Genomic DNA, 23,146 nt, shown 5'->3' on the forward strand with positions numbered 1-23,146 from the left:
TTTTTCCCTGTTGATACTGTTGCATTGAACAATCTACCTATTCATTCCTTACTGCCATCTCTGCGTGATGCCTTTGCAACGCATGCCCAAGTGATCCTCGAGGCACCCACAGGCGCGGGTAAATCTACCGCATTGCCTTTAGCCATCTTGGATTGGGCTGAGGTTTCTGGGCGGATTTTAATGCTGGAACCTCGACGTGTGGCCGCTCGCAGTGTGGCGCAATTTATTGCCAATTGTCGGCAACAGGCGGTAGGGCAAGAGGTCGGTTTTAGGGTGCGTGGCGAGGCCAAGGTCAGTGGTGAGACTCGGCTTGAGATCGTTACCGAAGGGATATTAACCCGAATGATCCAGCAAGATCCTGAATTGACGGGGATCGATATGATCATTTTCGATGAGATCCACGAGCGACATTTGACCACAGATCTTGGTTTAGCCCTCGCTCTCGAAGTGCAAAGCTCACTGCGGGATGACTTAAAAATCCTCGCCATGTCGGCAACCTTATCTGGCATTGCGCTCAGTGAGTTAATGCCAAACGCAGCCCTGCTCAAGAGTGAAGGGCGCAGTTTTCCGGTTGAAATCATCTACCGTGCTGTCGCGGGCCAGCAGCATTGGCTCGATCATTTGAGTCGCACCGTGCTCGATAGTGCTACCTCAATAACGGATAGTGCGGCCTCAATAACGGATAGTGGCCCGCAGGATATACTGGTGTTTTTACCCGGTAAGGCGGAAATCCTCAGGGTGGCGCAGTATCTAGAAGAGCGCCTCGATAGCAGCAGTGTGGCGGTGTGCCCACTCTATGGCGAGCTATCGGCGCAGGAACAAGACAGGGCGATAAAGGCCGACAGCAGCAGGCGCAAAATAGTGCTCTCCACCAACGTTGCCGAGTCGAGTCTCACCATTGAAGGCATTGGGCTGGTTATCGATAGTGGCTATAAACGCCAAGCGAGTTTTAACCCTAAAACGGGGGTTACGCGCTTAAGCCTTAAACGTATTAGCCAAGCCTCGGCAACTCAACGTGCTGGTCGCGCTGGCCGTTTAGCGGCGGGCGTGTGTATTCGATTATGGGGCCAAGAAGAGCATCAACGTCTGCTTAAAGCCGATGAGCCCGAAATCAGCCAAGCCGATTTAGTCTCAATGGCCCATGACTGTGCCTATTGGGGCGCAAAATCCTTCAGCGATTTGCTGTTATTGACAGCGCCGCCGAGCGTGAACGAAGCGCTGGCGTGGCAACTGCTGCAGCACTTAGGTGTGGTCGATGGGCAAAACAAACTCACTCAGCATGGTAAAGCCGCCTATGAGCTGGGCTGTCATCCGCGCCTCGCGCACATGTTATTAGCTGCTAAATCCCATTCTACAGAACTTGCGGCCTTGGCCTGCCTGCTCGCGGGCATTTTAGAGGCGCGGGGATTGCCACGCAAAGGCGCAGATATCATGAATTACTTGCATTTTGCCACCCAAGGCAGTGCGGGGCAGCAGGCCAAGCAATGGCTTAAAAAGCTGGCGCTAGATAAGCAATTCTCTCAGGCCGATTTAGTGGCCATCGCTTCCCATGCCCATCATCAGGATGTTGGTTTGCTGTTGGCGCTGGCGTATCCCGATCGCATCGCCAAATCCCGCGGTGTTGAGGGTTACCAATTAGCCAATGGCACGGGCGTGGTGCTCAACGCCGAAGATGCCTTAGCGCAAACGCCTTGGCTGGTGGTGGCTGATTTTCAAGAAACCGAAGGTAAAAATGCTGGGCGGATCTATTTAGCTTGTCCGTTGCAACCGAGCCTATTTGAGCATGAGTTGGCCGACTTGGTTGATACTCATGAGCTGTGCGGTTGGGATGAAACCAAAGGTCGCGCTGTTGCTGAGCGGCAAGCAAAAGTCGGGCAGATATTACTGAAATCCGAGACGATTGCTAACCCTAATCGGGCGCAAATTGTGGCGGCATTAGTGAGTTATATCCGTCAGCAAGGGTTACAAATTCTTAATTGGCACGATAACTTAGCGCAGTTTCAAGCGCGATTGCATTTAGCGCGAAGCTTAGATCCGACTGCTGATTGGCCGGATATGAGCGATGCCGCCCTGTTGGCCGATCTTGAAACTTGGCTGGCGCCTTACCTTGAAAATGTGAATAATCTGCCGCAATTACAAAAACTCGATTGCTTTAGCTTAGTGATGAATCAATTGAGTTGGTCGCAGCAGCAGGCGCTTGATGCACTGTTGCCGACCTCATGGCCTTTAGCCACGGGCACTTTCGCGCCCATAGTTTACGAGACTTCGGGTCGCGCCTTACTGCGGGTTCGCTTGCAGGAAACCTTTGGTATGGCTGACAGCCCGCTACTAGCCCAAGGTAAGCTGAAGGTGACGATGGAGCTGCTGTCTCCGGCGCAGCGCCCTTTGGCACTGACGGCAGATCTCGCCAGTTTTTGGCAAGGGCCCTATGTTGAAGTGAAAAAAGAAATGCGTGGGCGTTACCCTAAACACCTGTGGCCGGACGACCCTGCCAATACGCTACCGACAAAATATACCAAGAAAAAAACCTTAGGTTTATCTCAGTCATAGCCTTTAGACTGCCTTGATTTACAACCTTGTGTTGTGCCTATGACTGATGCCGTTAACGCATAAATGATGAAGTAGATATGACAACTCATACGACAAAAAAAGCGCCAGCCCAACGTAAAGCGAAGCGAAGCCGTGGCCTATTTGGGCAAATTTGGTCGCTCACCTGGAAGCTCGCCTTAATCGGCCTCGCCGTTGTGACCTTCTACGGTATTTACCTCGACCAAATTATCGCCCGTAAGTTTGAAGGGCAAAAATGGCATTTACCTGCACAAGTTTTTAGCCGCTCCATGGCGTTATACCCAGGAGCTGCGGTGAGTCATCCACAGTTAATGGCCGAGTTAAAACTACTTGGTTATCGCAAAGTGGCGAACCCCCGCGAGGTTGGCGAGTTTTCGGCATCGAGCACAAAAATCGAATTATGGCGTCGACCCTTTTTACATCCCGAAGGCGATCAGCATGAGCAGCGAGTGATGATCACCTTCGATAGCGAAGGCGTTAGCTCTATTGCGCGCATGGAAGATAAGCGCCAGTTAGCGGTATTCCATTTAGAACCCGTCTTGCTCGACCGCATGATCACGGGCGATGGCGAAGACAGGCTCTTTGTCTCTACCGAAGATATGCCCAAACATATTGTGCAGGCACTATTGCTGGTGGAAGACCGCAGTTTTTACGAGCACCACGGGGTGAACCCCTTCGCGATTCTGCGTGCTGCTTTTGTAAATATCAGCGCAGGGCGTACCGTGCAGGGCGGTTCGACACTGACCCAGCAGTTGGCGAAAAACTTCTTTCTTTCAAGCGAGCGCTCATTGTTGCGTAAGGTTCGCGAAGCCTTAATGGCGGTAATTATTGATTTTCGTTACAGCAAGGAAGAAATTCTCGAGGCTTATCTCAACGAAGTGTATATGGGGCAAGATAAATCCCGTGCCGTGCATGGTATGGGGCTGGCTTCGCAATTCTATTTTGGTCGTCCCATCGGTGAGTTAACCACGGCGCAGCAAGCCTTTTTAGTGGCGGCGATTAAGGGGCCATCTTACTACAACCCATGGCGCTACCCAGAGCGCAGCTTAGAGCGCCGCGATTTAGTGCTGCGGTTATTGATGGAGTCGGGCGAGCTGACTACCGCGCAATATAAGGTTGCAGTGGAATCGCCCTTAGGTTTGCGTAATGCCAATAAGCCTGTGCATCAAAAATTACCTGCGTTTTATGCCTTGGTTAAACAAGAGCTTAACGAGCGCTACGGCGATGCATTATTAAAGCAATCTGGGGTGAAGATTTACACCACACTCGATCCTATGGCGCAGGAGGCCGCCGAAATCGCCGTGACTCAAACCTTTAAGAGCTTAGATAAGGGCAATAAGTCGTTGCAGATAGGTATGGTGGTCACCGACAAATACACTGGCGGTATCGCGGCCATGGTCGGTGATAAAACGCCGGGCTTTGACGGCTATAACCGCGCAGTGGAGATCCGCAGACCTATTGGCTCGCTTATCAAGCCATTTGTGTACGCCACCGCTTTGGCACCAAATAGTAAATTTACTTTGGCCACGCCACTTAAAGATCAGCCGATTACCCTAAAGAATGAGCAAGGCAAAACCTGGTCACCGCAGAACTTTGATAAGACCTTTAGCGGCCAAGTTTCCTTGTTAACGGCGCTGAAAAAATCGATGAACGTGCCGACGGTCAACCTCGGGATTGCCGTTGGAGTCGATGCGGTGGCAACCACGCTGGACAAATCGGGTTGGGAAGAACCACTTAACGAGTACCCGTCGATGCTACTGGGCGCGGTGAATGGCTCACCCTTAATGGTGGCGCAGGTTTATCAGACGCTGGCCGATTATGGTGCCTATCGTAAACTCACAACAGTGACGGCGGTGCTCGACAGTCACAATCAGCCTTTGCCCGTAACGCGTTCTGCCAAGGAGCAAGCGATTACGCCTGATACTGACTTTTTGGTGCAATATGCTATGCAGCAAGTGGTGCGCTCCGGTACGGCAACGCGCTTAGGCAATGCCTTCCCAGGTGTGGCGCTGGCGGGTAAAACTGGTACCAGTAACGATAGTCGCGACTCTTGGTTCGCCGGTTTTGACGAGCGTAACGTCGCGGCGATTTGGGTCGGACGCGACGATAACGGTAAGACGACTCTTTACGGTAGCAGTGGTGCCATGGCCGTGTATCAGGCCTTCTTGAAGGAACGTCCACCGATTGGGCTGCGCTCGATTCCGCCAACGGGCGTGATCCAAGGCTATTTTGACCGAGATACGGGTGAAGCCAAGGAAGCAGGATGCAGCAATACTGAGGCATTACCCGCCCTGAGAGGCACTTATAATCCAGCTAAAAACTGCGGCGAGCCGTTGCAGTGGTGGCAGAAGATTTTGGGTCAGTAATACTTATTTTTCATAGGCAAAGATATAACGGCGGTGCAACTTAATTGCACCGCTGTTTTTGATAAAGAGAGTGCAAGATGTTTAAAACCGCAGCCGCAGTGCATATCCTTGTTAAACATAAAGAGCAGGCGGAAGATATTATTAAGCAATTGAATAACGGCGCGAACTTTGGTGCCTTAGCCAAGCGCTATTCCTCATGTCCTTCAGCGAAAAAGGGCGGCGATCTCGGTGAATTTAAGCGTGGGCAAATGGTACCGCAGTTCGATAAAGTCGCCTTTTCTGGTGAGTTATTAGTGCCACATCTCGTTAAAACCAAGTTTGGCTGGCATGTGGTGAAAGTGCTGTATCGCACTTAACTATTGATCACACTTAGCTATTGATCGCACTTAACTATTAAGCACACTTAACTATTGGCTACCCAGTGGCGACCGAGCTTGGCAAGTTATTTTATGGCTCGATTTACTCTTTTCGATCGATAAATTATCGCATTCGAGCATAGGCATGTTCGGTTGCTTGTTCAGCGACGCGCAGCAAGTCCATCCGTGGATGCTCGGCCGCCCCGTCCATGAGGCGGACGGTCGCCTCGCCAATCACCCTAACTCGCCTTGTGAGCAATAGTGTTGACTGTTGAGTTAAAGCTCACTGAGTATTTAACAATGGGTGGCTCGATTTACTGGTATCTCCTAAGAGCTGGGATGATTTACCTCGTCTGAAATGCCCCATTTTTTAAGGGATTAGCGCAATTTATTGCCTCAGATGCTGTCCCTATGACTTTTGATGGTTCTTTTTTTAACAATGTTCACTTTTACAAGTTGTAGGCAAACTGAAAGTGCATTATGTTGTTGATTTAAAAATGGGTGGCCAGATTTATGTTTGGCACACCTCTAGCCTACGCCTCATATGATGTTCTTGTTCATCAGCTCGCAAATTTGCTAGCGGCTTCCTTCAGACCAATCCTCGCGGATAAGCCCTTGCCATTCGCTAGTAGTTAACGTTTAATAACAGCATGTTATTGAACGGTGACCTTCCTACAGAGGACTTTCACCTCATTAGTTCATGCCCATGCTGGGCGTACACAAAGCATTTAAGAGTGATTCGCAACGCTTGCCATTTTCGCTTCGCTCAAAGTATGGCCAAGCGTCGCTCACACCTTAATGCGGCGTTAGAAAATTTGGAGAGGTTACTTGGATAATTCATTGTTAAAACTTGGAACTTTGATTGCTGTATTTGCATTCTATATTCCTTTCTTCATCGTGATGTCGAAAGGGTTAGGTGCGAAAAGCGGAAGAAGACATTTTTACAGATCAGTGAAGAAAATACTTGAGAGAGAAGAACAAAATATTAAGGCCATAGATCAATTGTCTATTGTCTACAGAAAAGTCGCTGAGAATAATGCCGAGTTCTCGAAGAAATATAGAACGCCAATTGATATATGTGAAGATCTTTTAAGTCGCTCTACTGGCTTCAATGGATGGGTTTTCAAGTTTCACTATGGAATACAATTTTCAGATGAGCAGGTCAGTCGCATAGCAGAGATAATAAAAACCATTGAAAATGATTTGCCGTTTATTTCTTTGTCACCTAAATATGGTAACCAATTAGACATGTTAAAATTAGCTTATGATTCTAATGATATAGGTTTAGGTTTGAATGGGCTAAAACAACTCGCGAAAGATATAAAATTCCTTGAAACTACGATTGATACTCAAGAACGTAAGAATAGAGTTTCAACATGGATATCAGTAATCGGTATTATTTTAACGATTATCTTTGGTGCCGTTTCTTTAGTCCAAGTTTATTCGGGTGGTAATTTTTTCTAACAAGTTGCTTAAATGCAACTAAAACAGTTGGTTACGTTTCGCTCCACATTATAACCCACAATTTTAGTCCGCTTAGCAAGGCGTTATGAGTTTTGAGTGATCGATAGAGCAAATCTGGTCACCCATCCTTAATTGTGCTGCTGAGACTATTCATCATTCTGTGTCAGATTACCCTCTGCTTTTAATCGCGGTTAACAATGGCTGGTTTACTAAGCAATCGATCACGCAGAGTGTGAGTTTGAGGCAAGGCTAAAGCTGTCTTAGTGTGCTAACCGATTGAAATAATAAAAATCCCTGCCTAGCAGGGATTTTTGCTTTTAGCTTTTACCGCTATAGTGCGGCTGATTAACGTAAATCTACTTGAAGGGCCACACCTGTACTTTGGCTTTCACTTTGGAGCGTAATGTAATACCAGCCAGCACTGGGATTATTGACCTTGATTTGCTCCGTAGTGCTGCCAGCATTTGTTGAGGCGGCTTCATATTGCTGGGCATTGGCCCAGCTGCGACCCGAGTAAATGCTGGCATCTCCAGTTCCGTGGGCCGAGCGTACTTCTAGTTGGCTTGTTCCTTCGGGAACCCAAAGATAATAGTCATTGAGCAAAACTAGGACACCCACCCTTAATGGCGCTGTAGCTAACCTCCGACTATGCTTTGGTTAAGCATTGAACAAGGAGGTTTGTATGCCGCGCCCTCGTAGAACCCAGATAAGCCTTGAAGACACGCCTTATTACCATTGCTGTAGCCGAGTTGTTCGGCGGGCTTTTTTATGTGGCGATGATAGTTACTCGGGTAAAAACTATGACCATCGCCGCGCTTGGGTAGAATCGCTACTGTTTGAACTTGAAGCCGTTTTTGCTATTGATGTGGCGGCCTTTGCGGTGATGTCGAATCATCTGCATCTGGTGCTACGAGTCGATATCGAGACGGCAAATCACTGGACTGACCGCGAAGTGCTTGAGCAGTGGCATAAGTTGTTTAAAGGCGATGCGTTAACGCAAAAGTTCGCAAAAGGTGAGTTGGTTGAAGCGCATGAGGTGAGCAGATTAAAGCATTCAATCGCCCTTTATCGTAGTCGTTTGTGTGATATTTCATGGTTTATGCGCTGCCTCAACGAACCAATTGCAAGACAAGCAAATCAAGAGGATAACTGTACAGGTCGTTTCTGGGAGGGGCGGTTTAAATCCCAAGCATTACTCGATGAAGCCGCTGTGCTAGCTTGCATGATTTACGTCGATTTAAATCCCATCAGAGCGCAACTCGCTAATACACCAGAACAATCCGACCATACCAGCATTCAGCTACGTATTCGGGCCGCATTAAAAGGTGAACAGCCGAGCAATCTCCTGCCTTTTATTGGCAATGAGCACGACAACCAACCCAATGGCATTGCGTTTGCCTTAACGGATTACCTTCAATTGGTGGAAGATACAGGGCGAATCATTCGCAATGATAAACGTGGATACATCAGTGAAAGTAGCGGTAAGTTACTGAACAGATTAAATATCCCCCATGACAATTGGCTCAAACTGACCACCGAATTTGGCAAGCTATTTCATGGCCCCGTGGGAACCTTGCAAGCACTAACCGATTACTGCAAACATCTTGAAAAGCGACGACGGCACTTTGCCGCAAGCTGTCAGCACTTTCATTGCAACAGATAGCGACTATATCCCTTCGACAGCAATCATTGCCTAACACTTCCCAAGCACTATGGGATGACTTACCTCGTCTGAAATAAACCATTTTTTAATGAATTAGCTCAATCTATTACCTCAGATGCAGTCTCAACGACTTTTGATGACTCTCATTCAAATCATTTGAGCTAGAGCTGGTTGCAGGCAAACGGAAAGTGCATTATGTTGTTGATTTAAAATGGGTGGCCAAATTTTTGAAAACCAAATTTGGCTGGCATGTAGTGAACCGAGTTTGGCAAACTATTTCATGGTCCAGTGGGCACTCTGCAAGAATTGACCGACTACTGCGAACACTTAGAAAAGCGACGACGGCACTTTGCGGCAAGCTGCCAGCACTTGCGCTGCAACTGACAACGACTTATATAACTTCGAAAATAATCATCGCCTAACATCTTTCAAGCACTATGGGCTCACTTGCCACGTCTGAAATACACCATTTTTGAAGGGATTAGCGCAACTTATTGCCTTATATGCCGTCCATGCGGCTGTTGATGGTTCCTATTTAAGCCATTTTAAATCGTACAAGTTGTAGATAAACCTAAAGTACATTATGTTGTTGATTTAAAATGGGTGGCCAGATTTATGCTTAGATTTATGCTTTCCGCGCTAAATTTGGGCGTTATGACTACTGAGACCTGAAAAATGAATTGTCCATCGTGCTCAAAAAAAATCCATTGGAGTAGAATTACATTTTCTGCAATACCTGTGTGGATTACTTGTAAATCATGCAGCGCGAAGCTGGTTGGAAATAAACTTATAAAAATTCAGACTATCGCTGCAACAATCCTAGCATTATTTCTGGGCATAGGTGTTGCAAGCATGAGCATTGACCTAACTTACAAATACTTATTACTCACAATCGGCATTATTGTAATAGTAGTGCCAAATGTCATATTGACTGTAATTAAAGGGAAATATTACGTCAGGCCGTCATAATAAGCTGCTCAAATCGCTCACTTTATTCACGGAATGAGCAAGATCGCTCATTGCCTCGAGGGTCGTGCACGACGAACCAGTCATAACAACTGGTTCAATTCGCTCGCTGGGACGGGCTAAAGCTCGCCACTTAACCAAGCGTTAGAGCCTTTGATGGGTGCACTTGAATATTCACAAGCAGCTTTGCGGATCTGCGGGGATGATTTGATACCTGAAGACATTTCAAACTTGCTTGGCGCTAAACCGACGAGCAAATCTGGACACCCACACTTAATGGCGTTGCCGTGGCTGTGTCAGATTACCTTCTGCTTTTACTCGCGGTTAACAATGGCTGTTTTTCCAAGCAATTGACCACATAGCGCGTGAGTTTGAGGCAAGGCTAAAGCTGCCTTAGTGTGCTAACCGATTGAAATAATAAAAATCCCTGCTAGGCAGGGATTTTTGCTTTTAGCTTATACCGCAATAGCGCGGCTGATTAACGTAAATCTACTTGAAGGGCCACACCTGTACTTTGGCCTTCACTTTGGAGCGTAATGTAATACCAGCCAGCACTGGGATTATTGACCTTGATTTGCTCCGTAGTGCTGCCAGCGTTTGTTGAGGCAGCTTCATATTGCTGGGCATTTGCCCAGCTGCGACCCGAGTAAAGGCTGACATCTCCAGTTCCGTGGGCCGAGCGTACTTCTAATTGGCTTGTCCCTTCTGGAATCCAAAGGTAATAGTCATTACGGCCATTGGCGCTGCAGACGGCATCACCCGGCGTGAGTTGGGTATAGCTCACGGGGGATTTAGTCGCACAGGCATTGGCAATTTGATTAGGAACGCTACTGCCACCACCGGCTTTAAGGTTGAAGTTCACGCCACTAAATTCACTCGTGGTATCAACAGTGATATATCGCCAGCCACGGTTTGCCGTAAAGCTAAAGGACTCTTTATTGCCTTGATTTACACTGCTGGCTTGGGCATTGCTCGCGCTTGCCCAAGTATTGGCATTAAAGTAAATATTGGCATCGCCTGTTCCCCCGGTTGTGCTGACACTAAATTGGCTGTTGTCAGCATCGACCCAGAAATAAAAGCTATTACGGCCACCGCTAAGGCATTCATCTTTTCCGAGGGTTAGCTTGCCGTAATTGATGGTTGCGGCACCGCAATTGCTGGGGACTTCACCACCAGTATCGCCGCCATCACCTAAATCGGGATCGGTATCGGCAACTAATTCTGTGGTACTCACTAGCATATCAACACCACCAAAATCGCCTTCTAGGGTGATATAGTGCCAAAGTTCATTGGGGTTTAGGCTCACTTTGATTACTTGGTAATTACCATTGCCGATGCCATAGCCCTGATTTTTTTCAGCACTTGCCCATCCCCTTGAATCGTAATAAATGTCGGCATCACCCCAACCACCGCCAATTTTGATCCAAATATCCTGAGCCGAGCGATCACTATTGGCAAAGCTAAAGCTGGCTCGGCCTTGTTTGGCGTCAATACACTCCATGGGAACCTCAAGACTGAGGCTGGCTGACTCGCTGTAGCGGTATGCTTCGTTACTGACTTGGCAGGGCGAGTAATCTTTGCTGATGGTGCCCGCGGGGCCAGCCCAGTTACCTTCGCGACCACTGGCATTAGCCTGTTCATCACTTGGGCCTTTATCGACAATACCATTGTTGGTGGTGCTTAAACCACTGGTGAGCCAGCCGCGCCATTCGTTGTCATAGCGGGTGCCAATGGAATCCATAAATGCTTGATATTCAGCATATTGGTTATTACGCAGGAAGGTTAAGATCTGGCGAACATCATCGCGGTGATTTTCAAACATAAAGCGTACGGCGAGGTAACCCCAACGGTAGATGCGGTCTTGGCCAGAGTCATAGGTGTTTTTAAAGATGGTTGAGAGCATATACTCGCCCGTTTCCCCCATGGCGATGGCAGCGGGGTTGGCATCTCGGTATGAAATATATTCTGCTAATCCTTCAATCCACCAAATTGTGTTGGCGGATACGCTGCGGCTGAAGTCGCCAAACAAGTTATAGCGGCCATCGAGGTAATGCACGTATTCATGCTGTAAGTTCCACACATGAAAATCTGGGCGACGCCATTCGGCCTCATAGGCAATAAAGCGTGCTTGGTTTTTAAGTCCAGCGGGAGAGCCTTCTAAATACATGCCGCCATTGTTGGTATTGATCCCAAAAATGCTGTTGGCAAGGGATTGATATTCTGACGAGCTGCCAAAAATCACCAGCTCTAAATCATCATTGTTATCCTGTGCGACCGCCTGCATTCCCGTTTCGAGTATCGTGTGGAAATGGCTTTCTTGCTGGCTCAATACTCCACATGCCCATTTGGCTTGATCTTGGTAAAGATCTTGGGCGCGGATCTTGAGGCTGTCGGAGCATTTCCAATTAAACGGTAAGCTATCGGCGGCTAATTGCGCCTTGAAACCGCAGATCTGATAAGCATTACAGTTGCTGCGATCGTAGTAATCTGCCATCTCGGCGGCAGCAAACCACAGCACTTTACTGGGATCATTTTTGCTGGTGCTATTTAAGATATTTTTGACCAATTGGGTCAGTTTAGGGCGCATGGCATCAATGTAGTACAGTCTAGATAACTCTCTGACAGCATTGACTAAAACATATTCAGCATTGGTGCCGAGTAAGTCCCTATGGTTAAGTTGGAACTGGTTGAGCGCATCTAAAATAGCATGATCTCGGGCAAACAGCGCCTGCATGTCAGTATTCCACTGGGCGCGGAATAAGGTGGTAAATACGGTATTGGCGGCCGCATTCATTGCAAAGCTGGCTTGCCATGTGCTGTTGTAGTCATGGAGCACTTTGAGGGTGACAAAGTTAAAATCAGCCCCCAGTTCAGCCGAATCAATCAGGATCAGTGCTTCTTTGAGCACGCTGGCATTGGCATCGGAGAGTGTCCAAATGGCGTTATTGGCAAAGAGAGCATTAAGCGCTGATTTTAAATTTTTTTTCACCGCACTGCTGTAGGCGGGTACGTCGCTGGGATTGTAAAACTGCACATAAAGCGCGGCGCGCACAAAGTAAATATGTGACTCAATGCCTTGGTTATCCACGCCAGTGTATTCGGGCGCCTTGGCCGCAATCGCATTAGCAACTGTGGATACATTCGCCTCACTAAATACGCTGCTTGCGTCACTTCCCTTGAGATTAAATAGCTTACCGACACACTGTGGTGTGGACTGCGTTAGCTCATCTAACAGGGCTTGGCCCGATTTACCGACAAAGTTACTACAGTCGGCATTGGCGGCAAAGCTGCTGGTTTTTGATCTCGGAGAGTTCTCGAGCAACGCTTGCTGTTGTGAAGAATGTGCATCGAGGTACTCAGAGTGTGTCGGCTCGTTTGGGGAGGCTATCAAGCTGTTGCTGGGTAATAACGGCCGATGGCTGACATCAAAATTGAGTGGCGCTGACGGCGAAGCTAACGGTGCTAGCGCACTAGGGATTGCTGTGTTTTTCGCTTGTATTGAATGGTTTGGATCTTGTTGTGAATGGTTATGGGCGAGCGAGGGTGTAGCGATGGCTAAGCTAATAGCCGCGAAAAGTAGGGTCTGTTTCATGGTGTATCCATAGTTATTTTTATCTGCAAAGCAGATCTTCCTTGGGCGTTATCCGATGTATTACAGCAATTAACCTCGGACCTCATTGGTCCAACTGAATTTAATGCTTGTCTAATTCAGTTAGCGCCGAAATATCATGAAATAAATTGCATAAAATATCCAATATAAATCGATAAAAATTTACAATTTTTTCACATTATTTTTATCGTTATGTTTTTATTGTATTTTTTATTGAACTATCGTGCGGTTAATAAAGATTGGTAATGTAGACGGCAATTGTTTTAATGTGGCATCGTTTCATTCAAGTTGCTGGCGTCCCTTTGTTACCTCGCTAACGGTCAACAAAGTTCATTCCAACATTGTTTGGGTTAATATGCTTTAACCTGAGTATGATGCCGCTATGTTTGCAGCGATAAGCCGAAATCCCAAAGTTGTACAAGGAGTTAGCTATGTCAGATTTACCAAAAGATTATGCCCATATTCATATTGAACAACCCGGTGAGCCAGAGGTGATGCAACTTTCCCGTTCACCCTTACCGGTTGTCGGGGCCGGACAAGTTCTTATTCGAGTAAGTGCGGCTGGGGTGAATGGGCCGGATCTCAAGCAAAGGGCTGGAGCCTATCCGCCGCCACCCGGAGCATCGTTAATTTTAGGGCTTGAAGTGGCTGGTGAAATTTGCGCCATAGGTGAAGGCGTGACTCAATGGCAACTGGGGGATAAGGTTTGTGCTTTAGTCCCTGGTGGCGGTTATGGCGAATACACCTTGACCTATGCAGCTCATTGTTTGCCGATTCCAAAGGGATTTTCGATGGTGCAAGCGGCCGCGTTACCTGAAACCTTTTTTACCGTTTGGGGTAACTTATTTATGCGCGCCGGACTCAAGGCTGGCGAAACCGTTTTGATACACGGTGGCTCAGGTGGCATTGGCAGTACGGCGATTGCGCTGGCGAATCGTCTTGGTGCGCAAGTGATTGCGACTACAGGGCAGGATGAAAAGCGCGACTATTGCTCAGGATTAGGTGCCCATCTTGTCGTCAATTACAACACTCAGAATTTTGTCGAAGAAATCATGAGCTTTACGCAGGGTAAAGGCGTTAATGTGGTATTTGATATCGCGGGTGGCGATTTTATTAACCTCAATTTGCAAGCACTCGCGTTGGATGGACGTATGGTGTCGGTTTCAACTCAACGTAGTCCTAAAGCTGAGGTTAATATTCTCCAGCTGATGGCTAAGCGAATTGTCTGGACAGGTTCAACCCTAAGACCACAAACGGTTGAAGCCAAAGCTGAAATCGCAAGGCAATTACACGAACGTGTTTGGCCATTACTTGATAGCCAGCAAATCGTGCCACATATTTTTGCAACGTACCCATTGAACGATGCGCCTAAGGCCCATAGATTAATGCAGTCGGGCGAACATAGGGGCAAAGTGGTATTAACATTTTGAATTAACTCAGCTACAAGCTGTAACCTCTTATCGCTTCAATAATTTAATGGTTATAGGTGCATAATTAAAACTTGATGTGATGTTTTTTTAGACTAAAGTCGTTAGTGACAAATTTTTTTAGAGACTTTGGCCGAAATTAATGCGTAATAAGTGAAAATTTCATGGTTTGAGGCATTGATTATCGAAAATATTCTGTAAAAATACCCAGTTGAAAACGTCAGAGACTTTCCGGCGCTATTCGTGGATCAAAGCAAGCGTCGCTTCGCTTATTCAGACTAAAAAACTCATAGTGTATGTGTTGATTTAAGGGTATTGGCATATATGTATAACACAGCAAAGAAACAGGTTTGGTATGGTGAGCTGAGAACATCGAAGGGCAATGCGATTGTCGTCCACGACAACCAGCTGCCAGAGGCTTCCCCTGGACGAATTTACCTCTACAATACCGACCGTGATGCCATTGTTGAGTATGTAGAAGACATAGTAAAAGTGAACCTATACGACTTAGATGAGGCCGCATTAAAAGCTGCTGAGGCTAAGTTTAGTGGTGCATGGAAAGCGGCTCGCGCTCAATTTATGAGCAAGCATCAAGCTCGTATTGATCTGAACAACGTTAAGGATTCTGGCCCAGTACGTAAGGCTAAACCTGAGGTTGAGCCTGAAATCGAAACCGATGCAATTGGTGCTGATTTCGATGAAGATTGGGGCGATGATTTCGACGATTAATATCCAATTTGCTTCGGCAACATTGGATAAAGGTAAGGAATGAAACGACTTTATTCCTTACCAGCCTTTCTTTTTAATTCCTACAGATGCTCATTTCAACTTTAGTCAACAATATCAAATTGATATCGACTAATATGATGATAGATTTTCCCTGGTACTAACCAGGCATCATCACCCAATTGCGGTTGATTGGGCGAGTCAGGCAGCTTTTGCGGTTCAATACACACGCCCTGATGTTGGTGCAAACTTTGTTGGTTTCGTCCCACGGTTCCCGCTAAAAAGTTAGCGCAGTAGAGTTGTACGCCAGGCTGATTGGTAAATACCGTCATGGCGCGGCCGCTGACAGGACTGCTTAAACAACCAAAGCGGCGTAGTGAACCATCAGGGTTATCCATCAAATAGCAATGATCATAACCTTGGGTGCTTGTTAGTTCGGGAGTGTGAAGTTTTTCGCCAAGGGAAACACTTTGAGTTAAATCGAAAATACTATCTTTAACCTCAGCAATTCCTGTCGGGATGCCGACTTCATTCATCGTCAAATAGCGTGTCGCATCGATTTGCATCTGGTGCTGATAATTATTGCTCGTACCATCCAGATTAAAATAGCTGTGCTGCGTCAGGCTCACCGGACAAGGTTTATCTACGGAGGCCAGCATTTCTACATAGAGATTATTGGCGGCAAGGCGATAGTCTAATTGCACCGTGCAATTACCGGGGAAGCCCATATCGCCATCTGGACTCACTAAGGTTAATCTTACCCCATCGGGAAGCGGGCCTAAGTGCCAGTTCTTTCTGTTAAAACCTTCGCGGCCACCATGTAAGCAGTTGCTCGCTTGATTGATATCCAGTTGATAGGTTTGCCCCTGATATTGCAGCTTGCCAAGGGCTATACGATTGGCAAAGCGGCCTGCAATGGCGCCAAGGTGGGCATTTTGAGTCAGGTAATCTTCGGCACTGTCGCAGCCTAAAACGATATTGGCGCGCTCGCCCTGTTTATCGGGCGTCCAAAGCGCGCGAATAATGCCGCCTAAACTGAGCACTTCCAAGGCGATGATGCCATTGTCTATCCGCACACGTTCAATTTCGCCGCCGCGGGGATCGGTCCAAGGATCTAATACACTGAAACGCACCATTTAGTTTCCCTCAATGTCAAAATGCCTACCGTAGATTATTTAACCGTTTGATTTTGCCTCTTAAAAATGACAAATACCACACAATTCATGGTTGAATTCGTATGGTATTAGTGGCGGAGTTAGCAGGTGCGATTAAGTGTTTAACTGTCGATACGGCCCGCGCCAGCACTTGCTGAACAGAGATAAACGGTTGCATCTATCCCTGTTTGCTCGAAAAATGTCTGTTCGACCGCAGAAACTACCGCATCGGTAAGCTCATGGTCGACGAGCGCGACCACGCAGCCATCGGTCATGCGTATGCCACCGCGTTCGCCAATCACTTGGCTAACAATATCCACCAAAGTGTCAAATTCAGGCAGTGTTACCTCAAAATCATCTCGCAGTGATTGATGAGATTGAGCCATTAATAGGCTGAATTTAGAAATATTATTTTGCTCGAGTGCCCGAGCAGCACTCTGAGTGCGTTTATTCTCGGTGACTACGTGTTTGGCGCGGCGATAAAGGGTTTCATCCAATTTATCCTTGGCACTTTCAAGCTGACGCAGTTCAAGATGGCGCAGAGCGTCTAAACCAAAAAATTCGGCAGCTTGAGCGCATTCCTCACGTCGCTGCTGGCTAATCGCCGCTAATCGTTGTTTCTCAATATGCGCATCAATGATGATCAGGCTGAGATTCTCAGGGATTGCAATCGGTTCGCTATCAAGGTCAAGGCAGTCGATGAGCAGGGCATGATCCGGCTCACCCATCGCGCAAACCATGTGATCCATAATGCTGCAAGCCGATGCGACATATCGATATTCGCCACGTTGCGCTAATTGTGCCACTGCCATCGGTGAGAGATGCAATTGGCTGCTGTCACTAATCGCTGTGCCAAAGGCGACGACCAAGGCGCCAGAGGAAGATAATCCTGCTGCGAGCGGTACATCGCCTACCACGGCCAAATCTAAGCCCTTGGCAATGAGCCCTGTGTTGGCCATCGCCGCGGTGAACCCTTTTAAATAATTTACCCAACCGTCCTCGGGATGGATTTCGGTTTCTTTGCCGAAGGTCCATTCTTTAATTTGCCCGGGAAAGGCATCAGCAACGGCGCGAAACTTGTTGTCTTCACGGCGTTTAACGGCAATCACCGTATGAAAATTAATGGCGGCAGGCAAAACAAAGCCGTCGTTGTAATCCGTGTATTCACCGATCAGATTTACTCGACCTGGGGCTTGATATAAATCATCGGCTTTAGTGCCAAAGGTTTGGACAAATAACTTGGTGGCGCGCTGCGCAGGGTTCGACATGCTGAGAAGACTTCCAAAAAAGCTGGGCTAATTTCGTTCTTGTCTTCGATTTATATCACGACTAAGTCGGCGATGTAACTGAGATTTTCTATGGCATTGACGATAAGCTTGTCAGAGAAAACCGATAGTCAAAAACGCCGCAATGTTTGAGCGTGTGTAAGTGCGTTAAGGTGATTGATTTTTTAGTGGTTTTGATAGGTTTTATCGGGTGAGGTAATGACTCAGGTTAATCCCTTTCCTGAGTCATTTTTAACCTAAATAGGATGAGTTTTATTCATGATAACAAACGTAAACACGCCTTAAACCGCGGCAGAATGTTGTTTGTTGTCATCGTCTAGGTCGGCAACTGCCTTCGTTTCAGAGTCTGGTAGTAACTCATGAACCACATGGTCGACAAAACCCGCACCCGCCGCTTCGTATAGGTTGTAAACGCTGTGCACACCAGAACTTCTGAGTGATGCGGCATCCTCACCATATTGTACGATTGCACTTAGTTTACCTTGATAATTCAGCTTCTTAAGTTGCTCAACAGCGAAGAGATTCCCCGCATGATGCGGCATTGCTAGCAGCACTAATTCAAGATTGGGCGCTTTATCAAGCTTCTCCCAAAAGTCGGTATCGGAAGCATCCCCTTGCACTACATTACGGCCTTTAGCGCGGTGTAAATCGACCAGGTCTTGCTTATGCTCAATCCCGAGGATCTCACCGTCGAACCGGGCACGCAGTTCATCGTAGGCTCCACTACCAATACGCCCCATCCCTAGGATTAAAAAGCGTGGATTACCAATGGCAATGGGGCGATCTTCTGGGTGCAATGGGCGTTTTTCTAACCTAACGAGTCGCTGTTGGAAGCGTTGGTAAATATTTCCGACCGTAGCATTGAGCGGCGCTGCTAATAAAAAGCTAAAGCTTAAGGCCACGGCAATAATCACCAACCATTGTGACGGTAGCCAGCCTTTGCTGGTGGCAACCGCAGCGACGATCAGACCAAACTCGGAGAAGTTACCTAGGTTAAAGGAACCTAACATCGAGGTGCGCGAACGTAATTTAAAGCGAGTAAGAATATAGACAAACAATAAGATTTTTAGCGGTACTAACAGTACTAATAATGTAGCCAGCACGATATCCGAAATCGTGGGTAAGCCATTGAGACCAATGGTTAAGAAGAAGGCGACAAGAAAGAGTTCTTTAAAATAGAACAATGATTTAGCTAGCTCAGAGGCTTTTTTATGTCCTGCGAGCAAAATACCAATAACTAATGCGCCGAGATCCGGTTTTAAGCCAACGGATTCAAATAACCAAGCGCCGACAACCAGTGCCATTACTAATCCAAATAGCACTAATAATTCACCGTGGCCAACACGGTCAAAAGCTTTATAAATCAGTGGTTTTGCCAGAGGTAATAACAATAACGCAAATGCCCACACCGAAGGCACATCGCCCTTAGAAATGGTTAAAAAGAGTACGGCAAAAATATCCTGCATAATCAGGATACCAATAGCAACACGGCCATACAGGGATTGCATATCCCCTTTATCTTCTAAGACCTTTACCGCAAAAACGGTACTGGAGAAGCTTAACGCAAATGCCAGTAAGGTTAACTGCTCAATCCCTAAACTGGTAAGTTGAGATAATCCTAATAACCCTAATATTTTGAGAATAGGGACGAATACTAGGATCGATAGCATCAAATGCACACTCGACCCCGCCCACACTTCAGCCTTAAATAGACTGCGAATATCGAGTTTTAAACCAATCGCAAACAGCAGTAGCGTAACCCCTAAATTGGCGAGTTCTTGCAGCAGTGGCAGGCTTTCTTTTTCAATACCTAATACAAAGAGTACAAAGCCCGCCACTAAGTAGCCGATGAGTGGGGGCAGTCCTATACGGCTAACGAGCATGCCGCAAATAAGGGTGATAATGAGGATAGCTGGTTCCATAATGCTCCAATCTAAAAAGTCCACGATAAACAAGGATTGTATAAGAAATCGATGACAGCGCGATAAAAAAGCGGACTTTTAATGAAAAAAGTCCGCTTGTTGTTGATTTTACGCTAAAACGCCGCAGAGGAGTGTTAGCGTTTAGTCGAGATTATTTCACCAAGTGATCTAAATGAGCTGCAAACTCCTTGGGACCCATAAAGCCGGTTACCCTTAAATCTTCTCGCTGTTCACCTTGCTCGTTAAACATCAATAATGTCGGTAAACCGAGGACATTGTATTTTTCAAGCAGAGCGACATCCACTGCATCACTCTTAGTGACATCCGCTTGCAGCAGCACGATTTTGTTCATTCGCGCTAATACTTCGGCGTCTTTAAAGGTAATGGCTTCAAACTCTTTACAAGCCACACACCAGTCAGCGTAGAGATCCAGCATCACAGGCTTACCAACTGCTGTGGCTGCGGCAATTTCGCGATCCAAATCTTCAATGGATTTTATCCGTTTAAAGCCATGGGCTTGCTCAGTCGTTGTCGCAGTCGCAACCGGACTGTGGCTAAAGCCAAAGTGACCCATCACGGCTTGGAAGCCATAGGAGAAGCTTGCCAGCAGGGTTAAGGTGAGTAGCACTGAGCGTACGGTTTGTTTCCAGTTAAAGGCGCTGAGCTTATTTTGGTGCATCAGGTAACCGGTGAAGCTAATGCCCCAAAGCGACCAAAGCACATCGGAAACCACGCCCGTCCAAATACGGCCAAGCATCACAATCGATACCGCAATCAGCAGGAAGCCAAACACGGTTTTAATGATATTCATCCAAGCGCCAGCGCGAGGCAGTAACTTACCACCCGAGGTACCAATGATCAGTAACGGTACGCCCATGCCCATACTCAGCACATACAGGGCGAGGAAGCCTTGTAATAAATCCCCGGTTTGCGCCACATAGACTAAGGCGCCAGAAAGTGGAGCCGTGGTGCAAGGTGAGGCGACCAATCCTGAGATTACCCCCATCAAAAATACGCCAATCAGATTGCCGCCTTTTTGATTGTTGGAAATGGAGTTCATCTTCTCCTGCCAGCTTGAAGGCAGTTTGAGATCGTACAAGCCAAACATGGATAAACTGAGTACAAAGAACAGGATGGCTAATACCACGAGCACAGCGGGATGTTGCAGCGCCGCTTGGTATTTCATCCCCGCCGACGCGACGACTAAACCTAAAATCGAGTAGGTGATTGCCATTCCTTGCACATAGGCCATCGACAGGGTGAAGGCTTTGGCGGTCGACAGTTTTTGCCCTTGACCGACAATAATGCCCGATAAAATCGGATACATGGGGAACACGCAAGGGGTGAGTGCAAGCCCAATCCCTAAACCGAAGAAGATCACTAAGGTCCAGAGTAAACTGTCGTTAGACAACATCTGGCTTAGGCTATCCTGCTGAGTAATCGGCTTAGCAGGGGCGCTGCTTGCTTTGGCATCTGTGTCAGTGGCGGCAGGCTTGGTATTTTCGCCGCTATCTGCGCTAGAGGCGATTTGCCCATCATTAGCTGCCACCGCTTTTAAGCTGACATCTCGCTTGGTTGGTGGATAACAGAGTTTACCCTCGGCGCAGCCCATAAAGGTGACGCTTAAGGTGCTGTTGTCATTGGCTTGCTTTAGGCCAACGGGAATGTCGATATAGGTGTAGTAAACCTCTTGTTCACCAAAATACTCATCGTTATGAGGTTTGCCCTTTGGTAGGTCAATGGTGCCCAATTCAGCGCCATTGACACTAAATTTGAGTTTATCGCGGTACATGTAGTAGCCGTCGGCAATCACCCAATTAAGGGTAACCTTATTGCCTTCCTGCTTAAAATCAAAGGCAAAGGCTTGATCAACGGGCATTAACTCAGGTTCGCTTTTTAGAAAACCAAAGTTATTCGCAAAAGCATTGCCACTTAGAGTGAGAGGCGCGAGGAGCAATAATGCAGTAAAGGTGAGGCTAAGTAGTTTTTTCATGGCTGAGTGTTATCTTTTATCCAATCTAAGTAGGCTGGTAGCCCGTGAGTGACGGGTACGGCAATAATTTCAGGCACTTGATAAGGGTGAAGTTTAAGCACAAGCTGTTCTAACTCTGGATAGCGAGTTTGTAAACATTTAATGTGTAAGCTAATTTCTTGCTCTTCACAGATTTTTCCTTCCCACGTATAGACCGAGCGGATGGGTGCTGAAATATGCACACAAGCCGCGATACGCGCTTCCACTAACGCATGGGCGATGCGATTGGCATGAACGTCGTCTGGACAGCTAGTGCTGACCATTAAATACTGAGGTTGCATAGTGTGGGTATCGTCCCCTAACAATCTTAAACTTCGCTTAAGCCTATTAGGCTAAGCTACTTTACGTGTTTTTATGGTCTCATACATTAACGGCTTAACGAAAGAGTGAGCTAACTATCAGAAGTTTCACCGCTTTAGCGCAGTCTGCGCCCTAATGACTTGAATTAAGACCGGATTGCCCCCATTTAGTTTTCAAACGAGCAAGATAAATCTGAGGTCGGTATGTTTTTAATCCTATTTTTATTATTTGTGCTGATCCCAGTTGTTGAGCTATCAGTGTTAATCCGCGTGGGTGAAGTGCTGGGTACTTGGACCACTATTGGCCTTGTATTATTTACTGCTGTATTGGGCGTGTCTTTAGTACGCAGTCAAGGATTAAGTACTCTAATGCAAGTGCAGCAAAAGCTCGCGCGAGGTGAGGCGCCAGGGCAAGAAATTGTCGAAGGTATGATGCTAGCCATGGCAGGGGTATTGCTGGTTATTCCTGGATTTGTGACTGATTTTATTGGTTTATTGTTGCTCACTCCTTTAACCCGTCGTCCGATAGCAGCCTTAGTGTTTAAACGTATGCAACTGCGAGTGGTGTCGGGTTTACAAGGCGGTATGCACGGCGGTTTTGGTGCGGGTCCCTTTGGCTCTCATTCTGGCTCACAAACAAATCCTTTCGAGCAACCTCCCTTTGAGCAAAATAAACATGCCGATGGCAATGTGTACGAAGGCGACTTTGAACATAAGGCCGACCCTAGCGATAAACGTCCTGAAAGCCATCAATTGGTGGATAAAGACGAGCAACCCAAAGATCCAAAGGCGTAATCCGCTTTTCAGCTCGACTTTCTTTCCTCTGTGTAAAGCCTCAAGTTATCGGGGTTAGCCGCTATTCTTCGACATCCCAATATGAAAAGGCCAATCGATGCTAATAAGCAGCATCGATCGGCCACGCCGGGAAGCGTTTAGGGGGAGTGGCGGGCTAGTGTTTCTCGCTCGCCACCGCATTCGGTTTGATGTTAAAGGCCAAGCTGTACATCACTGGCAGCACGATAAGGGTCAGCAGCGACGCAAAACCTAAACCAAAGATGATAGTGATCGCCATGGAGCCGAAAAAGGCGTCGGGGATCAGAGGTATCATCCCGAGCATGGTCGTGATCGCCGCCATCATCACAGGGCGAACGCGGCTGACACAGGAATCGATTAAAGCTAAATAGGCGGCTTTGCCTTCACTGAGTTCGAGGTTGATCTGGTCAACCAATACAATACCGTTTTTAATCACCATGCCCGATAGACTCAGTAGTCCCAGCAGCGCCATAAAGCTAAAGGGCGCGTCGAAA

At 47.2% G+C, this 23,146-nt stretch carries 16 protein-coding genes and 1 pseudogene; 9 read left to right on the top strand and 8 right to left on the bottom strand.

The window, feature by feature from the left end; translation table 11 throughout:
- The first annotated feature begins 24 nt into the window (after positions 1-24).
- The 4 genes from hrpB to L976_RS21055 all read left to right on the top strand — a co-directional run bounded on the left by hrpB (position 25) and on the right by L976_RS21055 (position 6,754).
- Entirely contained in the window at positions 25-2,550 is a 2,526-nt protein-coding gene (gene hrpB / locus L976_RS21040; protein WP_047539786.1) for an ATP-dependent helicase HrpB, read from the top strand.
- A gap of 77 nt (positions 2,551-2,627) precedes the next feature.
- Positions 2,628-4,934, top strand: coding sequence for a penicillin-binding protein 1B (gene mrcB, locus L976_RS21045; RefSeq protein WP_052184047.1), 2,307 nt, complete (start codon positions 2,628-2,630; stop codon positions 4,932-4,934).
- Positions 4,935-5,011: 77 nt separating this feature from the next.
- Positions 5,012-5,290, top strand: coding sequence for a peptidylprolyl isomerase (locus tag L976_RS21050; RefSeq protein WP_011070961.1), 279 nt, complete (start codon positions 5,012-5,014; stop codon positions 5,288-5,290).
- Positions 5,291-6,118: 828 nt separating this feature from the next.
- Positions 6,119-6,754, top strand: coding sequence for a hypothetical protein (locus tag L976_RS21055; protein ID WP_047539791.1), 636 nt, complete (start codon positions 6,119-6,121; stop codon positions 6,752-6,754).
- Between the two features lie 345 nt (positions 6,755-7,099).
- On the opposite strand, the gene L976_RS21060 is transcribed toward L976_RS21055, so the two are convergent.
- Positions 7,100-7,357, bottom strand: a complete 258-nt coding sequence (locus L976_RS21060) for a PPC domain-containing protein (protein ID WP_172591224.1) — start codon at positions 7,355-7,357, stop codon at positions 7,100-7,102.
- Positions 7,358-7,436: 79 nt separating this feature from the next.
- On the opposite strand from L976_RS21060, the gene L976_RS21065 reads away from it, so the two are divergent.
- Together L976_RS21065 and L976_RS22990 are read left to right on the top strand one after the other, a co-directional pair.
- On the top strand, positions 7,437-8,417 hold the full coding sequence (locus L976_RS21065; protein WP_047539794.1) for a transposase: 981 nt from the start codon (positions 7,437-7,439) through the stop codon (positions 8,415-8,417).
- A gap of 258 nt (positions 8,418-8,675) precedes the next feature.
- Positions 8,676-8,801 (top strand): annotated as a pseudogene (locus tag L976_RS22990) (transposase); the annotation flags it as partial.
- A gap of 1,060 nt (positions 8,802-9,861) precedes the next feature.
- On the opposite strand, the gene L976_RS21070 reads toward L976_RS22990, so the two are convergent.
- Entirely contained in the window at positions 9,862-12,975 is a 3,114-nt protein-coding gene (locus tag L976_RS21070; protein ID WP_047539797.1) for a M9 family metallopeptidase, read from the bottom strand.
- A gap of 449 nt (positions 12,976-13,424) precedes the next feature.
- Here L976_RS21070 and L976_RS21075 point away from each other — a divergent pair, with 449 nt between their 5' ends.
- Together L976_RS21075 and L976_RS21080 are read left to right on the top strand one after the other, a co-directional pair.
- The gene (locus tag L976_RS21075) at positions 13,425-14,423 is read left to right on the top strand and encodes an NAD(P)H-quinone oxidoreductase (protein ID WP_047539800.1); all 999 of its coding nucleotides are present in this window, start codon (positions 13,425-13,427) and stop codon (positions 14,421-14,423) included.
- A gap of 321 nt (positions 14,424-14,744) precedes the next feature.
- The gene (locus tag L976_RS21080; protein WP_037414254.1) at positions 14,745-15,149 is read left to right on the top strand and encodes a hypothetical protein; all 405 of its coding nucleotides are present in this window, start codon (positions 14,745-14,747) and stop codon (positions 15,147-15,149) included.
- A 101-nt stretch (positions 15,150-15,250) separates the two neighbouring features.
- Here L976_RS21080 and L976_RS21085 read toward each other — a convergent pair whose 3' ends face one another.
- The 5 genes from L976_RS21085 to cutA form a co-directional block, all read right to left on the bottom strand.
- Entirely contained in the window at positions 15,251-16,282 is a 1,032-nt protein-coding gene (locus L976_RS21085) for an aldose epimerase family protein (RefSeq protein WP_047539802.1), read from the bottom strand.
- 140 nt (positions 16,283-16,422) lie between these two features.
- Complete coding sequence (gene galK, locus L976_RS21090) at positions 16,423-17,568, bottom strand: galactokinase (RefSeq protein ID WP_037430344.1); 1,146 nt, start codon at positions 17,566-17,568, stop codon at positions 16,423-16,425.
- A gap of 299 nt (positions 17,569-17,867) precedes the next feature.
- Positions 17,868-19,508: a cation:proton antiporter family protein gene (locus L976_RS21095; RefSeq protein WP_037430346.1), complete on the bottom strand. Its 1,641-nt coding sequence runs from the start codon at positions 19,506-19,508 to the stop codon at positions 17,868-17,870.
- Between the two features lie 151 nt (positions 19,509-19,659).
- Entirely contained in the window at positions 19,660-21,501 is a 1,842-nt protein-coding gene (locus L976_RS21100; RefSeq protein WP_047539804.1) for a protein-disulfide reductase DsbD, read from the bottom strand.
- Positions 21,498-21,821: a divalent-cation tolerance protein CutA gene (cutA, locus tag L976_RS21105; RefSeq protein WP_037414243.1), complete on the bottom strand. Its 324-nt coding sequence runs from the start codon at positions 21,819-21,821 to the stop codon at positions 21,498-21,500. The genes L976_RS21100 and cutA overlap by 4 nt, the downstream gene beginning before the upstream one ends.
- Before the next feature lie 222 nt (positions 21,822-22,043).
- On the opposite strand from cutA, the gene L976_RS21110 reads away from it, so the two are divergent.
- The gene (locus tag L976_RS21110; RefSeq protein WP_047539805.1) at positions 22,044-22,634 is read left to right on the top strand and encodes an FxsA family protein; all 591 of its coding nucleotides are present in this window, start codon (positions 22,044-22,046) and stop codon (positions 22,632-22,634) included.
- A 154-nt stretch (positions 22,635-22,788) separates the two neighbouring features.
- Here L976_RS21110 and L976_RS21115 read toward each other — a convergent pair.
- Positions 22,789-23,146, bottom strand: a 358-nt coding sequence (locus L976_RS21115; RefSeq protein WP_197062290.1) for an efflux RND transporter permease subunit, incomplete at its 5' end; no start/stop codon positions are given.

Source organism: Shewanella sp. ZOR0012 (genome assembly GCF_000798835.1).
Classification (GTDB): Bacteria; Pseudomonadota; Gammaproteobacteria; order Enterobacterales; family Shewanellaceae; genus Shewanella; species Shewanella xiamenensis.